This is a genomic window from Billgrantia sp. NRB1 (assembly GCF_056921725.1).
This window is the reverse complement of the sequence record NZ_CM167783.1, coordinates 2,847,390-2,864,314: the sequence shown is the minus strand read 5'-3', so window position 1 is coordinate 2,864,314 and position 16,925 is coordinate 2,847,390. Positions and strand designations below refer to the sequence as shown.

The 16,925-nt window shown below is 66.3% G+C and carries 13 protein-coding genes and 1 pseudogene; 3 read left to right on the top strand and 11 right to left on the bottom strand.

Going from position 1 to position 16,925, the window contains the following annotated elements; translation table 11 throughout:
* Positions 1-81: 81 nt before the first annotated feature.
* The 3 genes from ACZIYR_RS13015 to ACZIYR_RS13005 all read right to left on the bottom strand — a co-directional run bounded on the left by ACZIYR_RS13015 (position 82) and on the right by ACZIYR_RS13005 (position 4,436).
* Positions 82-1,113: a TAXI family TRAP transporter solute-binding subunit gene (locus ACZIYR_RS13015; protein WP_483526966.1), complete on the bottom strand. Its 1,032-nt coding sequence runs from the start codon at positions 1,111-1,113 to the stop codon at positions 82-84.
* A gap of 205 nt (positions 1,114-1,318) precedes the next feature.
* Positions 1,319-2,674: a sigma-54-dependent transcriptional regulator gene (locus tag ACZIYR_RS13010; protein ID WP_483526965.1), complete on the bottom strand. Its 1,356-nt coding sequence runs from the start codon at positions 2,672-2,674 to the stop codon at positions 1,319-1,321.
* On the bottom strand, positions 2,661-4,436 hold the full coding sequence (locus ACZIYR_RS13005) for a sensor histidine kinase (RefSeq protein ID WP_483526964.1): 1,776 nt from the start codon (positions 4,434-4,436) through the stop codon (positions 2,661-2,663). Before ACZIYR_RS13005 ends, ACZIYR_RS13010 begins: the two co-directional genes overlap by 14 nt.
* A 205-nt stretch (positions 4,437-4,641) precedes the next feature.
* On the opposite strand from ACZIYR_RS13005, the pseudogene ACZIYR_RS13000 reads away from it, so the two are divergent.
* Positions 4,642-5,958: pseudogene (locus ACZIYR_RS13000) on the top strand (IS1380 family transposase).
* A gap of 251 nt (positions 5,959-6,209) precedes the next feature.
* On the opposite strand, the gene ACZIYR_RS12995 reads toward ACZIYR_RS13000, so the two are convergent.
* The 6 genes from ACZIYR_RS12995 to ACZIYR_RS12970 are packed head-to-tail and all read right to left on the bottom strand — an operon-like array spanning position 6,210 to position 12,452.
* On the bottom strand, positions 6,210-7,199 hold the full coding sequence (locus ACZIYR_RS12995) for a type VI immunity family protein (RefSeq protein WP_483526963.1): 990 nt from the start codon (positions 7,197-7,199) through the stop codon (positions 6,210-6,212).
* Positions 7,200-7,214: 15 nt separating this feature from the next.
* Positions 7,215-7,622 (bottom strand): hypothetical protein, encoded by a 408-nt coding sequence (locus ACZIYR_RS12990; RefSeq protein WP_483526962.1) that lies wholly within the window; start codon positions 7,620-7,622, stop codon positions 7,215-7,217.
* Positions 7,619-8,593, bottom strand: a complete 975-nt coding sequence (locus ACZIYR_RS12985; RefSeq protein ID WP_483526961.1) for a type VI immunity family protein — start codon at positions 8,591-8,593, stop codon at positions 7,619-7,621. The genes ACZIYR_RS12990 and ACZIYR_RS12985 overlap by 4 nt, the downstream gene beginning before the upstream one ends.
* Positions 8,594-8,614: 21 nt before the next feature.
* Positions 8,615-9,412 (bottom strand): VRR-NUC domain-containing protein, encoded by a 798-nt coding sequence (locus ACZIYR_RS12980; protein WP_483526960.1) that lies wholly within the window; start codon positions 9,410-9,412, stop codon positions 8,615-8,617.
* Entirely contained in the window at positions 9,409-10,332 is a 924-nt protein-coding gene (locus tag ACZIYR_RS12975; RefSeq protein ID WP_483526959.1) for a DUF4123 domain-containing protein, read from the bottom strand. Before ACZIYR_RS12975 ends, ACZIYR_RS12980 begins: the two co-directional genes overlap by 4 nt.
* Positions 10,329-12,452 carry a type VI secretion system Vgr family protein gene (locus ACZIYR_RS12970; RefSeq protein ID WP_483526958.1) on the bottom strand — a complete coding sequence of 708 codons (2,124 nt, stop codon included), beginning with the start codon at positions 12,450-12,452 and terminating at the stop codon, positions 10,329-10,331. Before ACZIYR_RS12970 ends, ACZIYR_RS12975 begins: the two co-directional genes overlap by 4 nt.
* A gap of 322 nt (positions 12,453-12,774) precedes the next feature.
* Between ACZIYR_RS12970 and serS the strand changes: the two genes are divergently transcribed.
* Complete coding sequence (gene serS, locus ACZIYR_RS12965; RefSeq protein ID WP_483526957.1) at positions 12,775-14,052, top strand: serine--tRNA ligase; 1,278 nt, start codon at positions 12,775-12,777, stop codon at positions 14,050-14,052.
* 113 nt (positions 14,053-14,165) lie between these two features.
* Here the strand turns inward: serS and ACZIYR_RS12960 are convergent, their stop codons facing one another.
* Entirely contained in the window at positions 14,166-14,948 is a 783-nt protein-coding gene (locus ACZIYR_RS12960) for an SIMPL domain-containing protein (protein ID WP_483526956.1), read from the bottom strand.
* 207 nt (positions 14,949-15,155) lie between these two features.
* On the opposite strand from ACZIYR_RS12960, the gene ACZIYR_RS12955 reads away from it, so the two are divergent.
* Positions 15,156-16,268, top strand: a complete 1,113-nt coding sequence (locus ACZIYR_RS12955) for an AI-2E family transporter (protein ID WP_473034162.1) — start codon at positions 15,156-15,158, stop codon at positions 16,266-16,268.
* A gap of 109 nt (positions 16,269-16,377) precedes the next feature.
* Here the strand turns inward: ACZIYR_RS12955 and trxA are convergent, their stop codons facing one another.
* Entirely contained in the window at positions 16,378-16,701 is a 324-nt protein-coding gene (gene trxA / locus ACZIYR_RS12950; protein WP_238977909.1) for a thioredoxin, read from the bottom strand.
* Positions 16,702-16,925: the final 224 nt, after the last annotated feature.

The following is a 16,925-nucleotide window of genomic DNA, read 5'->3' as shown; positions in this document are numbered from 1 at the left end:
CCTGCCCCCGGCGCCCCTTCGCAGGCTCAGTCCACCTGGAGCAAAAATCACAAGGGAGCGCAGCAGTAAATCAGCGTTTCCTTAGCCCTCGAGCAGATGCGCGGGGATCTCCAGTCCCTGCTCCTCGAAGTAGCGGGCGGCGCCGGGGTGCAGGGGCATGGGCAGTCCGTCGAGGGCCTTCTCCAGGGCCATGTCACGGGTCGCCGGGTGGATGTTGTTGAGGAAGGGCAGGTTCTCGAACATCGCCTTGGTGATCTGGTAGACGTGCTCTTCCGGGACGTCGGCGTTGACCACCAGGATATTGGGCTGGGCGATGGTCTGGACCGGCTCGTCCTGGCCCGGGTAGGTGCCGGCGGCGATCTCGTAGGGGGTCCACACCGGGTAGTCGGCGTTGATGCGCTCGAGCTGCTCGTCCGTCACGCTCAGGATGGAAATATCGCTGCCCATGTTGGCGAAGGCGCTGGTCACCGCGGAGGCGGGCACCCCGGCAGGGATGTTCATGCCGTCGATGTTGCCGTTCTGCATGGAGTCGGCGCTGGGGCCATAGCCCAGGTAGGCGAGGTTCATTTGCTCGGGGTCGATCTCGAGACCGGCAAGAATCTGCCGACCGGAGCCTTCGGTGCCGGAGTTGCGGGCGCCGATGGAGAAGCCGCGGCCGTAGAGGTGGGTCAGGTCGTCGATGGTGCCGCTCTCCACCCGGTTGCTGCGCATCACGAAGTGCTCGACGTTTTGCCACAGCATGGAGACGGAGCGCACGTTGTCGTAGGCCTGGGGCACCGGGCCCTCGCCGTGCCAGGCCCAGGCGCCGTAGAGGGCCTGGAGGATGCCGAACTGGGCCTGGTTGTCGTCCATCAGGCGCAGGTTTTCGGCGGAGCCGGCGGAGCTGATGGCGGAAACCGAGAGGTTGTGGGTCGGCTCCAGCTTGACGCGGACCAGGGTGGAGAGGGCAACGCCCACCGGGTAGAAGGTGCCGCCGGTGGTGGCGGTGCCCATGATGTACTGGCCCCCTTCGCTGCCGTTGTCGGCGCTGGCGCTGGCGGTCGCGGCGCCGAGACCGAAGGCGGCGGCGGTGGCGAGGCAGAGGGTGGACTTGAGGAACTGGCGCTTGTGCATGGCGGGTCTCCGTGTGCTGAACGTTATGGTTGTGACACGCCCTGACATAGCGACAAGCCTGCCAGCTTCGGTGGCAGGCATTGCGTTTCAGTGGGTTGCGTTGGAAGGCCGCGAGGCGGCCGGGGCCCTGCCGGGCGGCGTCGGCAACTTTTCGCCGAGGCTGGCGGGGCCCATCGGCAAGATCTTGCCGATGGGCAGGGCGGGGTCAGGCGTCGTCGTCGCCGAGGAAGGCCTCGCGGCGCAGGCCGTGTTTTTGCATCTTCTGGTTGAGGGTGCGGCGCGGCAGCTCCAGCTCCTCCATCACCGCCTGGATGTTGCCGCCGTGGCGGCCCAGGGCGGCGCGCAGCAGGGCCGCCTCGAAGGCGGCCACCTGGGCGGCCAGGGAGCCGTCGCCCTCGGCGGCGGCGTCCAGGCAGGGGATCTCGAGGCCGAGGATGAAGCGGGTGGCGGCGTTGCGCAGCTCGCGCAGGTTGCCCGGCCAGGCGTGACGCTCCAGGGCCTGGAGCAGGGCGGCGTCTGGCTCGCGCCTGGGGCGGTCGTGGACCTCGGCGGCCTGGTGGCAGAAGTGGCGGAAGAGCCGGGCGATGTCCTCGCGGCGCTCACGCAGCGGAGGCAGGACCAGCTCGGCGATGGCCAGCCGGTAGTAGAGGTCCTCGCGGAAGCCCCCCTCGGCGGCCAGGGCCAGCAGGTCCACCTTGGTGGCCGCCACTACCCGAAGGTCGACCCGCTGCACGGCGTTGCTGCCCAGGCGGGTGATCTCGCCCTCCTGCAGGGCGCGCAGCAGCTTGACCTGGGCGGTCAGTGGCAGCGACTCCACCTCGTCGAGGAACAGCGTGCCGCCGCTGGCGTGCTCCAGCTTGCCGATACGTCGTTCCTGGGCGCCGGTGAAGGCGCCCTTCTCATGGCCGAACAGCTCCGACTCGATCAGCTCCGGGGCCAGGGCGCCGCAGTTGAGGGCCACGAAGGGGGTGTCGGGGCCGGGGCCGAGGTCGTGGAGGCAGCGCGCCACCACCTCCTTGCCGCTGCCGGTTTCGCCGTGCACCAGCACGTTGGCGCGCACCGGGGCCAGGTTGGCGAGCTGGTCGCGCAGGCGCTGCATGGCCGGCGCTCTCCCCAGCAGCCGGGCGGCCAGGTCGCCCTCGCGCAGGGCGTGGCGCAGCCGGCGGTTCTCAAGGGCCAGGCGGCGCCGTTCCAGGGCGCGGCGCACGCACTCCTCCAGGCGCTCCGGGGCGAAGGGTTTCTCGACGAAGTCCCAGGCGCCGGCCTGCATCGCCGCCACCGCCATGGGCACGTCGCCGTGGCCGGTGATCAACACCACCGGGGGCGGCTCCTCCAGGCGCTGCACTTCGTCCAGCAGCGCCAGGCCGTCCATGCCGGGCATCTTCACGTCGCTGACCAGCACCCCGCAGGCGTCGCCGGCGGTGAGCGCCGCCAGGGCCGCGGAGGCCTCGGCGAAGGGGCGCACCGCCAGGTCCGAGACCTCGAGCCACTGGCCGAGCGACTCGCGCACGTCGGGGTCGTCATCCACCAGCCAGATCGGCAGGTCGTCAGCGCTCGCCATGGGGCTCTCCTGGGGCAGCGGGGGCGGCGGGCAGGCTTACCCGGAAGCGGGCACCGCCCTCGGGGCGGTTCGCGGCGCTGATGCGCCCGCCCAGGTCCTGGACGATGCCGAAGCAGATGAACAGCCCCAGCCCCAGGCCGTCGCCCACCGCCTTGGTGGTGAAGAAGGGATCAAAGAGGTGCGACAGGGCGGCCTCCTCGATGCCCGGTCCGTTGTCGGCCACCTCGAGCACCACCCACTCGCCCTGGTAGTGCAGGCCGATCTCGAGGCGCGGCGCGGCGGCGCCGCCCAGGGCGTCGAGGGCGTTGCGCAGCAGGTTGGTGAGCAACTGCTCGAGGCGCAGCGGGTCGCCCAGCACCCGCGGCGGCGGCCCCGGGGGCTCGGGGCGCTCCAGGGTCACCCCCTGCTCGACGAGGCGTTCGTCGAGCAGCTCCAGCACGAAGTCGAGCCGCTCGGCCAGGTCCACCGGCTCCTGGCGGTCGCCGCGGCGGGCAAACAGCTTGAGCTGGCGGATCAGGGCGTCCTGGCGCTCGCACAGCGCCTGGATGCGCTGGAAGTTGGCCTCGGCGGCCTCCGGACGGCCGCGGGCGAGCAGCCGCTCGCCGTTGGCGGCGAAGGTGCGGATGCCCGACAGCGGCTGGTTGAGCTCGTGGGCGATGCCGGCGGCCATGGTGCCAAGGGCGGCCAGCTTGCCCGCCTGGACCAGTTCCGCCTGGGCCGCTTCCAGCTCCTGGGTGCGCGCCGTAACCCGCGCCTCCAGGCGCTCGTTGGCTTCCTGAATGATCCGGGCCTCGCGGTCGCGAAGCCGCTGGCGCTTCTGGCGCTCGCGCAGCCAGAGCCCCAGCAGTAGCAGGGCGAGGGTGGCGCCGGCGGCGGCCAGCAAGGTGTTGCGGGCGCTGACGTAGAGCGGTCGCACCGGTGCCAGGTAGTGCATGGTCCAGCCCAGGGTGGCCTGAGGCAGGCCCAGGTCGAGGAAGCGCTCGCCAAGGCCGTCGCCACCGGTGCGCAGGGTGCCGTCGGCCAGGCGCTCGCCCAGGGGGCGCAGCGGCTCGTCGAGGAACTGGCGCTGGTCGCGGATCTCCCCCAGGGCGTCGGGCGAGAGCTCGCCGAGGCGGCGGTAGCGCCACTCCGGGCGGCTGGAGAGGATCACCACGCCGTTGGCGTCGGAGAGCAGCACCTTCTCGCCGGCGCGCCGCCAGCTTTCCTGCAGCGACTCCAGTGAGACCTTGAGGACGAGCACGCCCAGGGGCGCGCCCTCGGCTCCGCCGGTCACGGCGGAGGAGACGAAGTAGCCTGGCCGGCCGGTGGTGCTGCCGATGGCGAAGAATTCGCCGCGGCCCGCTTCCATGGCATCGCGGAAGTAGGGGCGGAAGGCGTAGCGATGACCGAGGAAGCTGTCGTCCGTGGCATGGTTGCTGGCCGCCACGGTCACTCCCTCGGCATCCATCAGGAAGATCGCCTCGGCGCCGGAGCGATCGGCCACCTCAGCCAGGTGAGCGTTGACCTGGGCATCGAAGATGCCCACCTCGTCGATCAGTGCCGCCTGCACCAGGGGCTGGCCGGCCAGCAGTCCCGGCAGGTAGGCGAAGCGCTCCAGGGCCCCCTGCAGCGTGGTGGTGTAGAGCGCCAGGCGCGTCTGGGCGTGGCGTTCGGCTTCGTGCGCCGCCTGGGCGTACTGCCACTGCCACACCGACCAGAGCCCAGCGGCCACCAGCAGCGCGAGGCCGCCCAGCAGGGTGAGGCGCCAGGTGCGCGGCGTCACGTCGTCCTTCCCGAAAGCGGCAGCAGGCGGGGCAGGGCGGTGAGGCGGATGGTATCGGCAGTCGGCATGGGCAGGATGCGGCTCTTTGATGGTTGGCGGGACATCGACCTGGCCCTAGCCCGGATATTTCATCAGGCATGAAAAAGGCGGCTGAAAATCGGTTATGATTCAAGGGCCTAATCCAGGATCAACCGCTACAGCCGCCATGACGAAATGTACCATGCCGACCGCCTCCTTTCCACGCTGTAAAGGCCGTCAGGTCACCGCCAGTTTCGACGGTGGCGAGATCACCTCCGATGGTGGCGCCCTGCTGCTTCGCCAACTGGATCGTGAAATGGGGCTGACCCGTACCATCGCGCGCCGCCTGGAGGATGCGCGGGCTGCGCGCCGTTGTCGGCATCAGGCCGAGACCATGCTCCGGCAGCGGGTCTTTGGCCTGGCGCTGGGCTACGAGGACCTCAACGACCACCACGCCCTGCGTCGCGACATCGCCTTGCAGACCGCGGTCGGTACCGACGACGTGCTGGCCAGTCAGGCGACGCTGTGTCGCTTCGAACAGCAGGCCAGTCGCCAGTGGGCGGTGGCAATCCAGGAGGAGATCGTCGAGCAGTTCATCCGCTCCTTCCGGCGACTGCCGAAGAAGCGGTTGATCCTCGACTTCGATGCCACCGACGATCCGGTGCATGGCGAGCAGCTCGGTCGGCACTTCTCCGGCTTCTACAACGGGTACTGCTTCCTGCCGCTCTACGTCTTCTGTGGCCAGCAGTTGCTGGTCAGCTACCTGCGCCCGGCCTATCGCGATGCGGCCCACCATGCCGGCGCCATCCTGGCCCTGCTGGTGCGGCGGCTGCGTCAGGCCTGGCCCGAGGTGAAGCTCGTCTTCCGCGGCGACAGTGGCTTCTGTCGACCACTGATCCTGGCCTGGTGTGAACGCCATGGTGTCGAGTACATCGTTGGCCTGGCGACCAACAGCCGCCTCGAGAAGCTGTCACTGGATATTCGCTAGGAGTCGGCGATTCGCTGGGAGGCTGAGCGTACCAAGCAGCGTCACTTCGGACGCATCGACTATGCGGCCCACAGCTGGAAGCGCCCGCGACGCAAGGTAGTGGTCAAGGCCGAGACCAGCTACCGCGGTTTCAACACCCGTTACGTGGTGACCAACCTGCACGGCAGTCCGCAGTGGCTTTATGACCACCGCTACTGCCCGCGCGGTGACATGGAGAACCGCATCAAGGAGCAGCAATGGCTGTTCGCCGACCGCACCAGCTGCCATGACTGGTGGCCCAACCAGTACCGACTGCTACTGGCCGGTCTGGCCTACCTGCTGCTGGAACGGCTGCGCCGGGTGTACCTGAAGCGCACCGCGTACGCCACGGCCCAGGTCACCACCCTGCGCCTGAAGTTGCTGAAGATCGGTGGCGTGGTGATCCGCAATACCCGGCGCGTCCGCCTGATGCTGAGCAGTCACTACCCCGATCAGGATCTCTTCCAGAAGCTCGCTCGCAAGCTGGTGCCGGGATGACCGGTGCGGTGCTGTCCCCGGCACGGAATAAACACTGGGGGAAAGGGGGCAGTGTGCTCAAACGGCGGGAAATCGATCAAAAACTGACCAACATGATGCGCTGTGGGGTGCGTTCGGCGAATCAACAACCAGAGAGCACCGACTGGCGGCGCTCATGAAATATCCAGGCTAGGGGGCATGATTCCTATCCTACCGCATCGGCACGATATCGGAGGTGACGCTACCGTTATCGCATCGGACAATTGGCCCGTTCATGGCTGACCTCCCTGCGGGCTGAAGCGTGACAGCCAGGCCTGGTACTCCTGGGCATCGAAGCGTTTCTCATGGCGAGCATCGCCGAACAAGCGCGGATGAATGCTCGGATGATCCTTGATACGTATGGGCTCGATAATGGCGGCGACATGGCGGTAGTCGTCCAGGGCGGCATTGAGGTCCGGGTTTTCGTTATCGCCGAGCTGCGGCATGGGGCCTGCGCGCAAAATGACGCCGCCGTTATAGTCCAGCACCGGCAGGTCATCCATCTCGGCCTTGACATGCTCAAGGCCACCCAGGCGTTCCAACCAGGAATCGGAGAGAATGGTCAGCCAGTCGACGCCCTTGGGGCCGCGATGCAGGTTTAACGAGTGCGTTGAGAATCCATTGATTTGCAATCCGGGAAAGCGCTGACCGAATTTGTATTCGAGAATAACGGCTTCAGTGCTTCTTTCGTAACCAAAAGATCGGCCAAGCCAAAAGCCGGCATAGCCATGCCCGGGCTTTAGCTTGTCGCACCACTGCTGCACCAAGGCGGGTAGCTTCTGTTCGCGCTCGATAAAGAAATCGATAGGGAACTGGCAGTGTAAAGTGCTGACTTCTCCGCGATCATCATGTGCGGGATGTTTTCCCAACACTTCAAATACATGATTATCAGCATCGCTACGAAGCTTGCCGCCATGATAGACGAACTCCCATTCGCCGCGTCCATAGGTGGGCAGCCAGTCGAAGGGGGTGATATAGCTATCGAAGCCCTTGAGCTTTTTCCACTTGCCGGTAGTGGGGTTGGTGGTCCAGGTGAGCTGGTCGCCGACCAGATCGCGGTAGTCGGCCAGAATATCCAGTACCGCCTGGCGCTTATCCTCCTGCTGGGAGCCGGTAAAGAACATTGCCACGCCCAGGCAGATCTTGAACAGCACGCCGTTGTCCGTTTCGACGGTCAGCAACTGGTCGAGAGGTGCGTTGATTACATCAGGCATCCCTGCCATGGCGGTCTCCATGCGTCAGGCCTGGTCGGCATGCCAGGTGATGGCGGTAATGTCGGCGCGCAGTTCCACCAGCGCATGCTGCTCGCCTGCGCGGCCGCGCAGGCGCCAAGGGTCGCCGCGCTCGATCAGTTCCAGGGTGTGGAAGTGGGGCAGCAGCTTTTCCTCGGCCAGCTCACGCTCCACCAAGGGCCAGCTTTCCCCCTCCTGAATGCGCACCTCGATCTCGCCCTGGGTATGAAACACCATGGTGCCCGGCCCCCAGAACGGCGTGATATCCGATTGCAGCGACCAGTCGCCGTCGCGGCAGATCACTCGAATGGCCGTGTCATCGATTTCCACTCGCTCCAGTTCGATATCGGGGAACAGCTGCTTGGGGAACCACTCCAGGGCAAACGTTGCGCCGCTCGCTGTTGGCTCGCTCATGGCTGACCTCCTTGAGGGCTAAAGCGTGCCAGCCAGGCTTGATACTCCTGGGCATCGAAGCGTTTTTCGTGCCGATAGCTAGGAGAAAGGGTTGGGTGAATTCCCTGATGATCCTTGATACGAATAGGCTCGATAATGGTGGCGACACGTCGGTAGTCGGCCAGGGCGGCATCGAGGTCAGGGTTTTCGTTATCGCCGAGCTGCGGCATGGGGCCGGCGCGCAGGATGGCACCGCCGTTATAGTCCAGTACCGGCAGGTCGCCCATTGCCTCCTTGACGTCTTCTACGCCACCCAGACGTTCCAACCACGAATCGGAGAGAATGGTCAGCCAGTCGCCCCCTTTTGGGCCACGGTGCAGATTAAATGAATGCTCGCTGAACTGATTAATTTGCAATCCAGGAAAACGCTGGCCAAACCTGTATTCGAGAATCACAGCCTCATCACTTTTTTCATACCCAAAAGAACGACCTAGCCAAAAGCCGGCATAGCCATGCTCAGGCTTGAGCTTGTCACACCAGCGCTGTACCAAAGCGGGTAGCTTTTCCTCCCGCTCGATAAAGAAATCGATAGGAAACTGGCAATATAAACGGCTAAGTTGGCCTTTTTCATCGGCACTTGGCCGCTTTCCAAGAACAACAAAGCTATGCTCATCAGCATCGCTACGCCGCTTGCCACCATGGTAGACGAACTCCCATTCGCCGCGTCCATAGGTGGGCAACCAGTCGAAGGGGGTGATATAGCTATCGAAGCCTTTGAGCTTTTTCCACTTTCCGGTGCTGGGGTTGGTGGTCCAGGTGAGCTGGTCGCCGACCAGGTCGCGGTAGTCGGCCAGAATGTCCAGCACTGCCTGGCGCTTCTCTTGCTGCTGGGAGCCGGTAAAGAACAGTGCCACGCCCAGGCAGATCTTGAACAGCACGCCGTTATCCGTTTCGACGGTGAGCAGCTGATCGATGTCCTGTTGCTGATCCATAACCTATATCTCCATCTAAAGTCACCAGGCAGGCGCCCTGCCCAAAGATTCCAGTGTTCTGTTGGCCCCGGTTCTGGCCAGTGAAGCTCCTTTTCGCCCACGAGTGACAAACAGCAGCCCCATGGCTACTGCAACGGTCGCGACGCCGCCCGCAACGCCGAGCCAGGATCTGTCCCTCTGTTCCAGCCGGTCCCGATAGATTTCCGTAGCGGGTTGGGTTTCAGGTGCATACTCAGTCTGACGCGGGCCATCGCAGCCACAGCGCTCTGGAGTTAGCAATTTCAGCTTGTCTTGTTCTCCTGCTATCTCTCGATAAGCATCTTCTTGCCCTTCCCCCCAATCATCCGGCGGAAACTTGACCTCGATGACCCCCAGCAGATTGTCTTGGGTGGGCTTTTTGCCGGGGTCGCGCAGCGCCACGGCATCGGGAATGCGCATATCGCCGCGGGTATAGCTTTCGACTTCGTCCTTCACCATGCCTGCCGCGACTCCCGCGGCGATATTCAAACCTTTGACGCGGTTGATGGCATGGCCGAAGCTGCGGATCGGCTCTATCGTCTCCAGGCCCTCGGCGTCCTTCCTCAGCAGCGGTGAGGGCGGCGAACTCTTCATGTAGTAGGGTACCTGCACGCGCAGGCCGGTGTCGCACTGCCTGTTGAGCTTGGTGATACCTGAATCGACACAGCTCTGCTTGAGTTTTATGCCTCCCTGGCCCTCGTTGGGCACCACGTTACAGGTACAGACGAAACTGCAAACGATGCCCAGGCGGCTTTCGATGTCGTTGTCCAGCGGGCACTGCTGGGCGCCGTTGTCGCTCATGAATGCGTTCCTTCTCGTGATGCTGGGTCCATCTGGGGGCCTTCGGGCAGCCAAGCGGGATCATGGTGGTGGCGGTCGGGCAGCTTGCCGTAGGCATGGGCTTGCCAGTTGGCGAGGGTTGCCGTCAGGCCGTGCCGCGCCAGGTCCTGCTGAAAGTCGTCACGCCGTTCCGGGTGCGAACAGCTGGTCACCGCCAGCAGACAGAAATGCGCGGCTTCGTCACGGCTGGGCAGGGTGTCGGCGTTGAGCGCCGTCAGGCGATCCACGGCATCGGCCACTCGCGCCTTGATGCTGGGGCTGTCCAGGTGCATCAACCAGGCACCGGCCTCGAGCAGCAGCCGCTGCTGGGTATCGCCAATCAGCTCCTGGCGGTAAAGCGGTCGTAATGCCCGTTGATGGCGTGCCTGGATTTTCCACCACGGCGCTGCCGGCAACGGGGCCTGAGCGCGCTCCTCCGCTGGGTGCTCGGCAGCATGTCGCACGGTGAAGCCGCCAGCGGAGCGGTAATTGACGGACGTGACGGGACCGAACCATTGGCGGTATTCATGGCCGTCGAAGGCATTGAGGAAGTGCGGCAGCACGTCCGAATCGTAGAAGCGGAACAGCACTTCATCGCCTTGCGGATTCAGGATCGTCAGCCAGCGGCGGTAGTGCGTGGCCAGTGCCTCGGGCGTTGCCTGGCTGGCCAGCAGCAGCCCCCAGTTGAGCGTGGGCCGATCATCAAGTAGCCACTTCAGAAAGGGGTCGGCCGGAGAGGTTCTTGCCACGATGGGCGAGACTTCCAGCAGGTGGGCGAAGGGCGTACCCAGATAAAGCGCCACGCTGCTGGTGCTGTGAGGCGAGCGGCGATACCACTGCCGACGCAGATCGGGCAGTGCCGCGTCCAGCAGGATATGGGTGCAGGCAGGTAGCGTACTCACTGGCGGCCTCCCGGCGACTTGAGCGTATCGGCACAGATATCGCAAAGTGCCTTGCCGCTGCTGGCCGCTCGCTGAAGCGCCAGTATCTGGCCTTCCGTTTCGGCAAACGCGGTGGGCTGCTGATGCGCCTTGAGCGTCACGTCTTCGCTGCGTTCGGGGATGGCCTCGCCGGGCAGGCGCGGCGCTTCGGCCTGTTGGCCGCTGCCCGTGCCGGGGCTGCCGCCGGCGTTGACCTTGATCCAGGGGCCGACGATGGTCACCCCAGAGGCATCGAGCTTGATAAAGCTGCCACCGGCCTTGAGGGTGATCTCGCGGCCGGCGTTGAGCACGACCTTCTGGCCGGCCTTGATATGCAGTTCGCGTCCGCTCTCGGTCAGCCAGGCCTGGCCGGCCTCGAGGTGCAGGCTGCCGTGCACGGTGAGGTGCTGGCCACCCTCGCCCTTCACTTGGGTGTGGCGCTGGCCGTGCACCGTGAGGTGGTCGTCGCCGTGGATCTCGCCGAGGCGGTGGCGCTCGACGGTGAGGTGGCTGTCGCGGCGGATGGTCTCGGTACGGTCGTTGAGGGTCAGCAGTTCCAGGTCCTTCTGGGCGTGGAGCCAGATCTGCTCGGCGTCGGTCGCATCCTCGAAGCGCAGCTCGTTGAAGCCTTCCGCCTTGTGGCTCTGGGTGCGCAGCACGGTGCGGGTCTTGTGCTCGGGCAGCGCATAGGGCGGAGTGTTGACCGCGTGGTAGGTCCGCCCGGTGATGATCGGCTGGTCCGGGTCGCCCTCCAGGAAGCTGACGATCACCTCGTGCCCGATGCGCGGAATGGCCATGGCGCCGTAGCCGCCGCCGGCCCAGCTCTGGCTGACTCGCAGCCAGGCACTCGCTGTCTCGTTGGGCTCGGCGTAGCGGTCCCAGGGGAACTGCACCTTGACCCGGCCGTGTTCGTCGCAGTGGATCTCCTCGCCCTCGGGGCCGACCACGACGGCCACCTGGGGGCCGTCGACCCGCGGCCGGACGGGGGGCTCGGGGCGCCAGACGCGCTCAGCGGGGGCCAGCACCAGCTCGTTATAATAGCGGGTCATCTGGCCCTGGCCAGCCGCCTCCCCCTGGGCGACGCCATCCTCCTCCAGGGCCTGGGGCTGCTCGCCATGATGCACCACCGCCACCACCTGCCAGTCGCGGTTGAGGGCGTCGATATCGTGGTCGGTGAGGGTGAAGCACATTCCCGGGGCCAGTTCCGGCAGGTCGCTCTCGGCCTGGGCGGTATTGGCCTCGGCGCGCAGCGCCTCCAGGCGCACCCGGGTGAAGGGCACCCCCGAGGCATCGGCCTTGTAGCGGCCGGGGTAGTCGAAGTGCTCGTAGTCCTCCCGCTGGGCGTGCTCGCCGAGCCCCGGCGCCGGGTGCTCGTGAAGCTGGTCGTAGGCCGGGTTCTTGAAGGTGTAGTCCTTGAGCATCGCCGACGCCGGGCGCACCCGCGACACCTGGCGCAGCTTGCGGATATGGCGCCGCGGCGGGGTGCCGCCGGCGCGGCCGTGGTAGGTGCGCTCCCCCACCCTGGGCAGCAGCTGGGTGGCATCGATGAACACCAGCCGGTGGGCGCCACCTTCGGCATTCTCGAACTCATGGAGGTAGACGAGCCCTTCCTCGGCGGCCAGGCGCTGGAGAAAGGCCAGGTCGGTCTCACGGTACTGCACGCAGAACTCGCGCTCGGCGGGCTCGCGGGTCAGGGCGAAGGCCACGTCCGTCAGGCCGCGCTCGTCGCACAGGGTGGCGAGGATGTCCTGGGGCGGAACGTCCTGGAAGATCCGCGAGTTGTGTCGCAGGCCCAGGCGCCACAGCGCCGGGCGGATGACCAGGGTGTAGAAGGTGCGGCGGTGGCCGCGATCGCCGCGACCGAACTCGCTGACGATGCCATGGACGCGGCGCAGGGCCTCGCTGTCCTGCCACACTGTCAGGGTTGCCGGGCGGTCGAGGATGTCACTGGGGGAGAGGCTGTCGTCGCGGCTAGCGAAACGCACCTTGAGGGTGAAGGGCTGCGAGAGTGCCTCCTCCAGGGTGAAGTCGATCACCGCCAGGTCGGCCGCCTCGGCCCCGGCGAGTGCAAGGGTGAACTGGAGTCCGTTCTCAACGGCCATTCTTCCCTCCTGGAAGACGAATGAAGACGAACAGCGGCGGCTTCGCCGAATCGGCGGAGCGTGCCGCGACAGCAGGTTATCTTTCGTGCCCGACAACGCAAATGCAAAGCGGCACGAATGGGCGATGGCCGACAGCCCGTGCCAGCAATATCCTACACACCGCGTTTCCATCGCTCGGCGGGCCAGCGGTGGGCGATGGCTCGGCGATGCCGAGGCCTTCCGGGCGGACGGGAAAGGCGGCCGGCGTGGCGCCTGGACGGCCTTTTGCCTACAATGTTCCGCCGTTTTCCCGACCTTTCACCGTTTTCAGGGACAGGATGCCATGCTCGATCCCAAACTGCTGCGCAGCGACCTCGATGCGGTCGCCCAACGACTGGCCAAGCGGGGCTTCGCCCTGGACACCGCGCGTCTCGAGGCGATGGAGTCGCAGCGCCGCGAGCTGCAGACCGCCACCGAGACCCTGCAGAACGAGCGCAATACCCGCTCCAAGGCGATCGGCAAGGCCAAGGCGGCCGGCGAGGATATCCAGCCGCTGCTCGACGAGGTGAGCGACCTGGGCGACCGGCTGGACGCCGCCAAGGCGCGCCTGGCCGAGGTGCAGGCCGAGTGGGACACCCTGGTCAGCGGCCTGCCCAACCTGCCCCACGAGAGCGTGCCGCTGGGGGAGAGCGAGGAGGAGAACGTCGAGCTGCATCGCTGGGGCACGCCCCGGGAGCGGGACTTCGCGGTGCGCGACCACGTCGACCTGGGCGCCCTCAAGGGCGACCTGGACTTCGAGCTGGCGGCCAAGCTGACCGGCTCGCGTTTCGCGGTGATGCGCGGCCCCATCGCCCGCCTGCATCGGGCGCTGACCCAGTTCATGCTCGACAAGCAGACCCTGGAGCACGGCTATGAAGAGTGCTACGTGCCCTACATGGTCAACGAGGCGTCGCTCCACGGCACCGGGCAGCTGCCCAAGTTCGGCGAGGACCTGTTCCGCCTCGACGACGAGCGCGGCTTTCACCTGATCCCCACCGCCGAGGTGCCGCTGACCAACTTCGCCCGGGACGAGATTTTCGATGCCAAGGCGCTGCCGGTGAAGCTCACCGCCCACACGCCCTGCTTTCGCTCTGAGGCGGGCTCCCACGGCCGCGACACCCGCGGCATGATCCGCCAGCACCAGTTCGACAAGGTGGAGATGGTGCAGCTGGTGGCGCCCGAGACCAGCTACGCCGCGCTGGAGGAGATGCGCGGCCACGCCGAGGCGATCCTCCAGGCGCTGGAGCTGCCGTATCGGGTGGTGACCCTGTGCACCGGCGACATGGGCTTCGGCGCCGCCAAGACCTACGACCTGGAGGTGTGGCTGCCGAGCCAGGAGACCTACCGGGAGATCTCCTCGGTCTCCAACTGCGAGGACTTCCAGGCGCGGCGCATGCAGGCGCGCTTCCGCCACCCGGAGCAGAAGAAGCCGCAGCTGCTGCACACCTTGAACGGCTCCGGCCTGGCGGTGGGCCGCTGCCTGATCGCGGTGATGGAGAACCACCAGAACGCCGATGGCTCCATCACCGTGCCCGAGGCGCTGCGGCCCTATATGGGCGGGGTCGAGACCATCAACGCTTGACCGGGCTTCGCCCGGAGCTGTAAGCCATAAGCTTTGAGCTGTAAGAACACCCCCGGCCATCTCCCTGGCTGGGGGTGATTCGTTATGGGTAGGGTGATATTCCGGCTTACGGCTTACGGCTGTGGTTCGATCCCCCAGCTGACGCTGACGCCGGCTTCGATGGTGATGGTGCCGGGGCGGTACTCCGCCTGGGGCGCGCTTTCCCGGGCGTCGGCGCTCATTGCCATCATGCGCGGCGCAAAGGCCGGCGATCGGGTCTCGCTGACGCTGAACACCGGGCCCAGGCCGATGTCCAGGGTCTCGGCCATCAGTTCGGCCTTGTGGCGCGCCTTCTCCAATGCCTTGACCAGCGCCTCGTCGGTGGCCGCCTCGCGGTCGGCGAGGTCGTAGGTCACGCCGTCCAGGGCGTTGACCCCGGCGGCGGTCAGGGCGTCGAGCAGGGCCGGCAGCCGCTCCAGCTCCGCCACCTTGACCTCGAAGGGCCGCTCGAGCCGGGTACGCACCAGCGGCTCCCGGTCGCCGCGCTCGTCCCGCGGCACGGCGATGTGTTCGGGGTGCACGTTGAGCGAGCCGGCGGTGATGGCGTCGCGCTCGACGCCCGCCGCCTCCAGGGTGCCGATCAGCTCGGCGGCGCGGCTCTCCAGCCGGTCGCGGGCCTCGCGCAGGGCCTCGGGGTCGGTGACGACGTCGTCCTGGCGGGCGATGGCGGGGGTGCGCTCCCACAGCCTGGCGCTGAGGGTGGCGCGGTCGGGCACCACCTCCAGCTGGGCCTCGGCCTGAACGTCGAGCCGCGAGCGGGTATCGCCGGCCTGCGCCGCCGCGGCGAGCAGCGGGGCGGTGACCAGCAGGGCGCCGAACAGCAGGTGTCGGGGGCGGAAGGGATGGGTAAATGACATAGGGCCTCCTTGCGGGTGGGGTGAGCGCGACGTTGGTGGATAGGGTGTCGGTCAGGGGCGTCGCGTGCTGTTTGGAAGCGTCACGCCTGCCGGGGTTCCGTCGCCTGCCGGATGTCCACGTTTTGTGCACCGTTGTGCGGCCGGGCGTTTGTCTCTTGCCGCCGCAGTCGGCATCATGAGAGTGCCCACGGCCGAAGGGATATTGGCATGCCCGAGAGCAATCACGAGGCGCCGCGCAGCATACCGCTCAACCTGACGCTGGCGCTGGCCGCCCTGGTGGTGATCGTTGCCGGGCTCAAGGCCGGCGCTAGCCTGGTGGTGCCGCTGCTGCTGGCGGTGTTCATCGCGGTGGTGTGCACCGCACCGGTGCAGTGGCTCAACCGCCTAGGGTTGAGCCTGCGCCTGGCGGTGTGGCTGACCCTGGTGGTGATCGGCGCCATTCTTCTGCTGCTGGCCCTGCTGCTGGTGAACAGCTTCGGCACCTTCGTCGATGCGCTGCCCGGTATCGAGGAGCGTCTCAACGACCTCTATCTCGATCTGCTGCAGGGGCTGGCCGGCATGGGGCTGGCCATCGACACCGGCCGGGTGGCCGATATGCTGGATATCGAGGTAGTCCAGACCTGGGTGCCGAAGGTGATCGGCGAGCTGGGCAACCTGGTGATGCAGTCGGTGATCGTGGGCCTGCTGGTGGTGTTCATGCTCTTCGAGACGCTGAACATTCGTGACAAACTGACCCGCGCCCTGGCCAACCCGGCGCCCAGCCTGCGGCGTTTCAGCGAGTTCAGTCGCACGCTCAAGCGCTACCTGGCGGTGAAGACGCTGATCAGCCTGGCCACCGGGCTGCTGGTGTGGATCGCCTGCCGGCTGGTCGGCGTGGACTTTCCGCTGCTCTGGGCGGTGCTCGCCTTCGCCCTCAACTTCATTCCCAATATCGGCTCGGCGCTTGCGGCGATTCCGCCGGTGCTGTTGCTGCTGGTTTCCCAGGAGGGCGGCGTGCTGCAGGCGCTGGTGCTGGCCTCAGCCTATCTGGTCATCAACTTCGTGCTTGGCAACCTGGTGGAGCCCAAGGTGATGGGGCGGGCGCTGGGGCTCTCCACCCTGGTGGCCTTTCTCTCGCTAGTGGTATGGGGCTGGGTGCTGGGGGTCGTCGGCATGCTGCTCTCGGTACTGCTGACCATGACCCTGAAGATCGCCCTAGACAGCCACCCCGAGACCCGCTGGATCGCCCATCTGCTGGGCCCCGGGGAGCGCTTCATCGATGACGAGCCCACCGCCGAGAAGGCCGATCGGCCGCCGTCCGAGCGCGGGCGGCCGTCCTGAGTGGCGATGGAGGCTATCGCTCGTTGGGTGACGTTGCCTAGAACGCCATCGCCCCGGCAATAGCCGAGGCGATGGCGTAGGGTGCTAACCCGGAGCGGGGCGGTGGCGATCAGCCGTTCTGATCGATGAACTGCGCCAGCTGCGACTTGGACTGGGCGCCCACCAGGGAGGCGACCTTGGTGCCCGACTTGAACAGCATCACGGTGGGGACACCACGCACGCCCTGCTCGGCGGCGATTTCCGGCGCGTCGTCAACGTTGATGCTGACGACCTTGAGGTTGCCGGAACGCTCCTCGGCGACCTCGTCGATCACCGGCGCCATCACCTTGCAGGGACCGCACCACGGGGCCCAGAATTTCAGCAGCACGGGCTTGTCTGCCTTGAGGACTTCCTGCTCGAAGTTGGCATTGGTGACATCGACGTTGTTGGCCATGTGATTCTCCAGTTACGTTGCGCTGCATCGAGCGAAAGATTCGGCGTGGCGTCCACGCCCGGTCGGCAGATGGTAGCGGTCGGCCGGGTTGCTGGCAAATGCGCCCTGCCCATGACCTTCATAGTAGAGGGTGATAGGTAGGCAGCGTTCAGAGGGTCTCCCCCCGGCGTCTTATATGCTATAAAGTAATCATATAGTGTGCGGTTATTTCAATAAAGCATTAA

Excerpts from the sequence above, each read along its gene's own strand:
- ACZIYR_RS12990 (WP_483526962.1), bottom strand. The coding sequence starts at position 7,622 with ATGAGCGAGCCAACAGCGAGCGGCGCAACGTTTGCCCTGGAGTGGTTC.
- ACZIYR_RS12985 (WP_483526961.1), bottom strand. The coding sequence starts at position 8,593 with ATGGATCAGCAACAGGACATCGATCAGCTGCTCACCGTCGAAACGGAT.
- ACZIYR_RS12980 (WP_483526960.1), bottom strand. The coding sequence starts at position 9,412 with ATGAGCGACAACGGCGCCCAGCAGTGCCCGCTGGACAACGACATCGAA.
- ACZIYR_RS13015 (WP_483526966.1), bottom strand. The coding sequence starts at position 1,113 with ATGCACAAGCGCCAGTTCCTCAAGTCCACCCTCTGCCTCGCCACCGCC.
- trxA (WP_238977909.1), bottom strand. The coding sequence starts at position 16,701 with ATGGCCAACAACGTCGATGTCACCAATGCCAACTTCGAGCAGGAAGTC.
- ACZIYR_RS13010 (WP_483526965.1), bottom strand. The coding sequence starts at position 2,674 with ATGGCGAGCGCTGACGACCTGCCGATCTGGCTGGTGGATGACGACCCC.
- ACZIYR_RS12995 (WP_483526963.1), bottom strand. The coding sequence starts at position 7,199 with ATGGCAGGGATGCCTGATGTAATCAACGCACCTCTCGACCAGTTGCTG.
- ACZIYR_RS12960 (WP_483526956.1), bottom strand. The coding sequence starts at position 14,948 with ATGTCATTTACCCATCCCTTCCGCCCCCGACACCTGCTGTTCGGCGCC.
- ACZIYR_RS12970 (WP_483526958.1), bottom strand. The coding sequence starts at position 12,452 with ATGGCCGTTGAGAACGGACTCCAGTTCACCCTTGCACTCGCCGGGGCC.
- ACZIYR_RS12955 (WP_473034162.1), top strand. The coding sequence starts at position 15,156 with ATGCCCGAGAGCAATCACGAGGCGCCGCGCAGCATACCGCTCAACCTG.
- serS (WP_483526957.1), top strand. The coding sequence starts at position 12,775 with ATGCTCGATCCCAAACTGCTGCGCAGCGACCTCGATGCGGTCGCCCAA.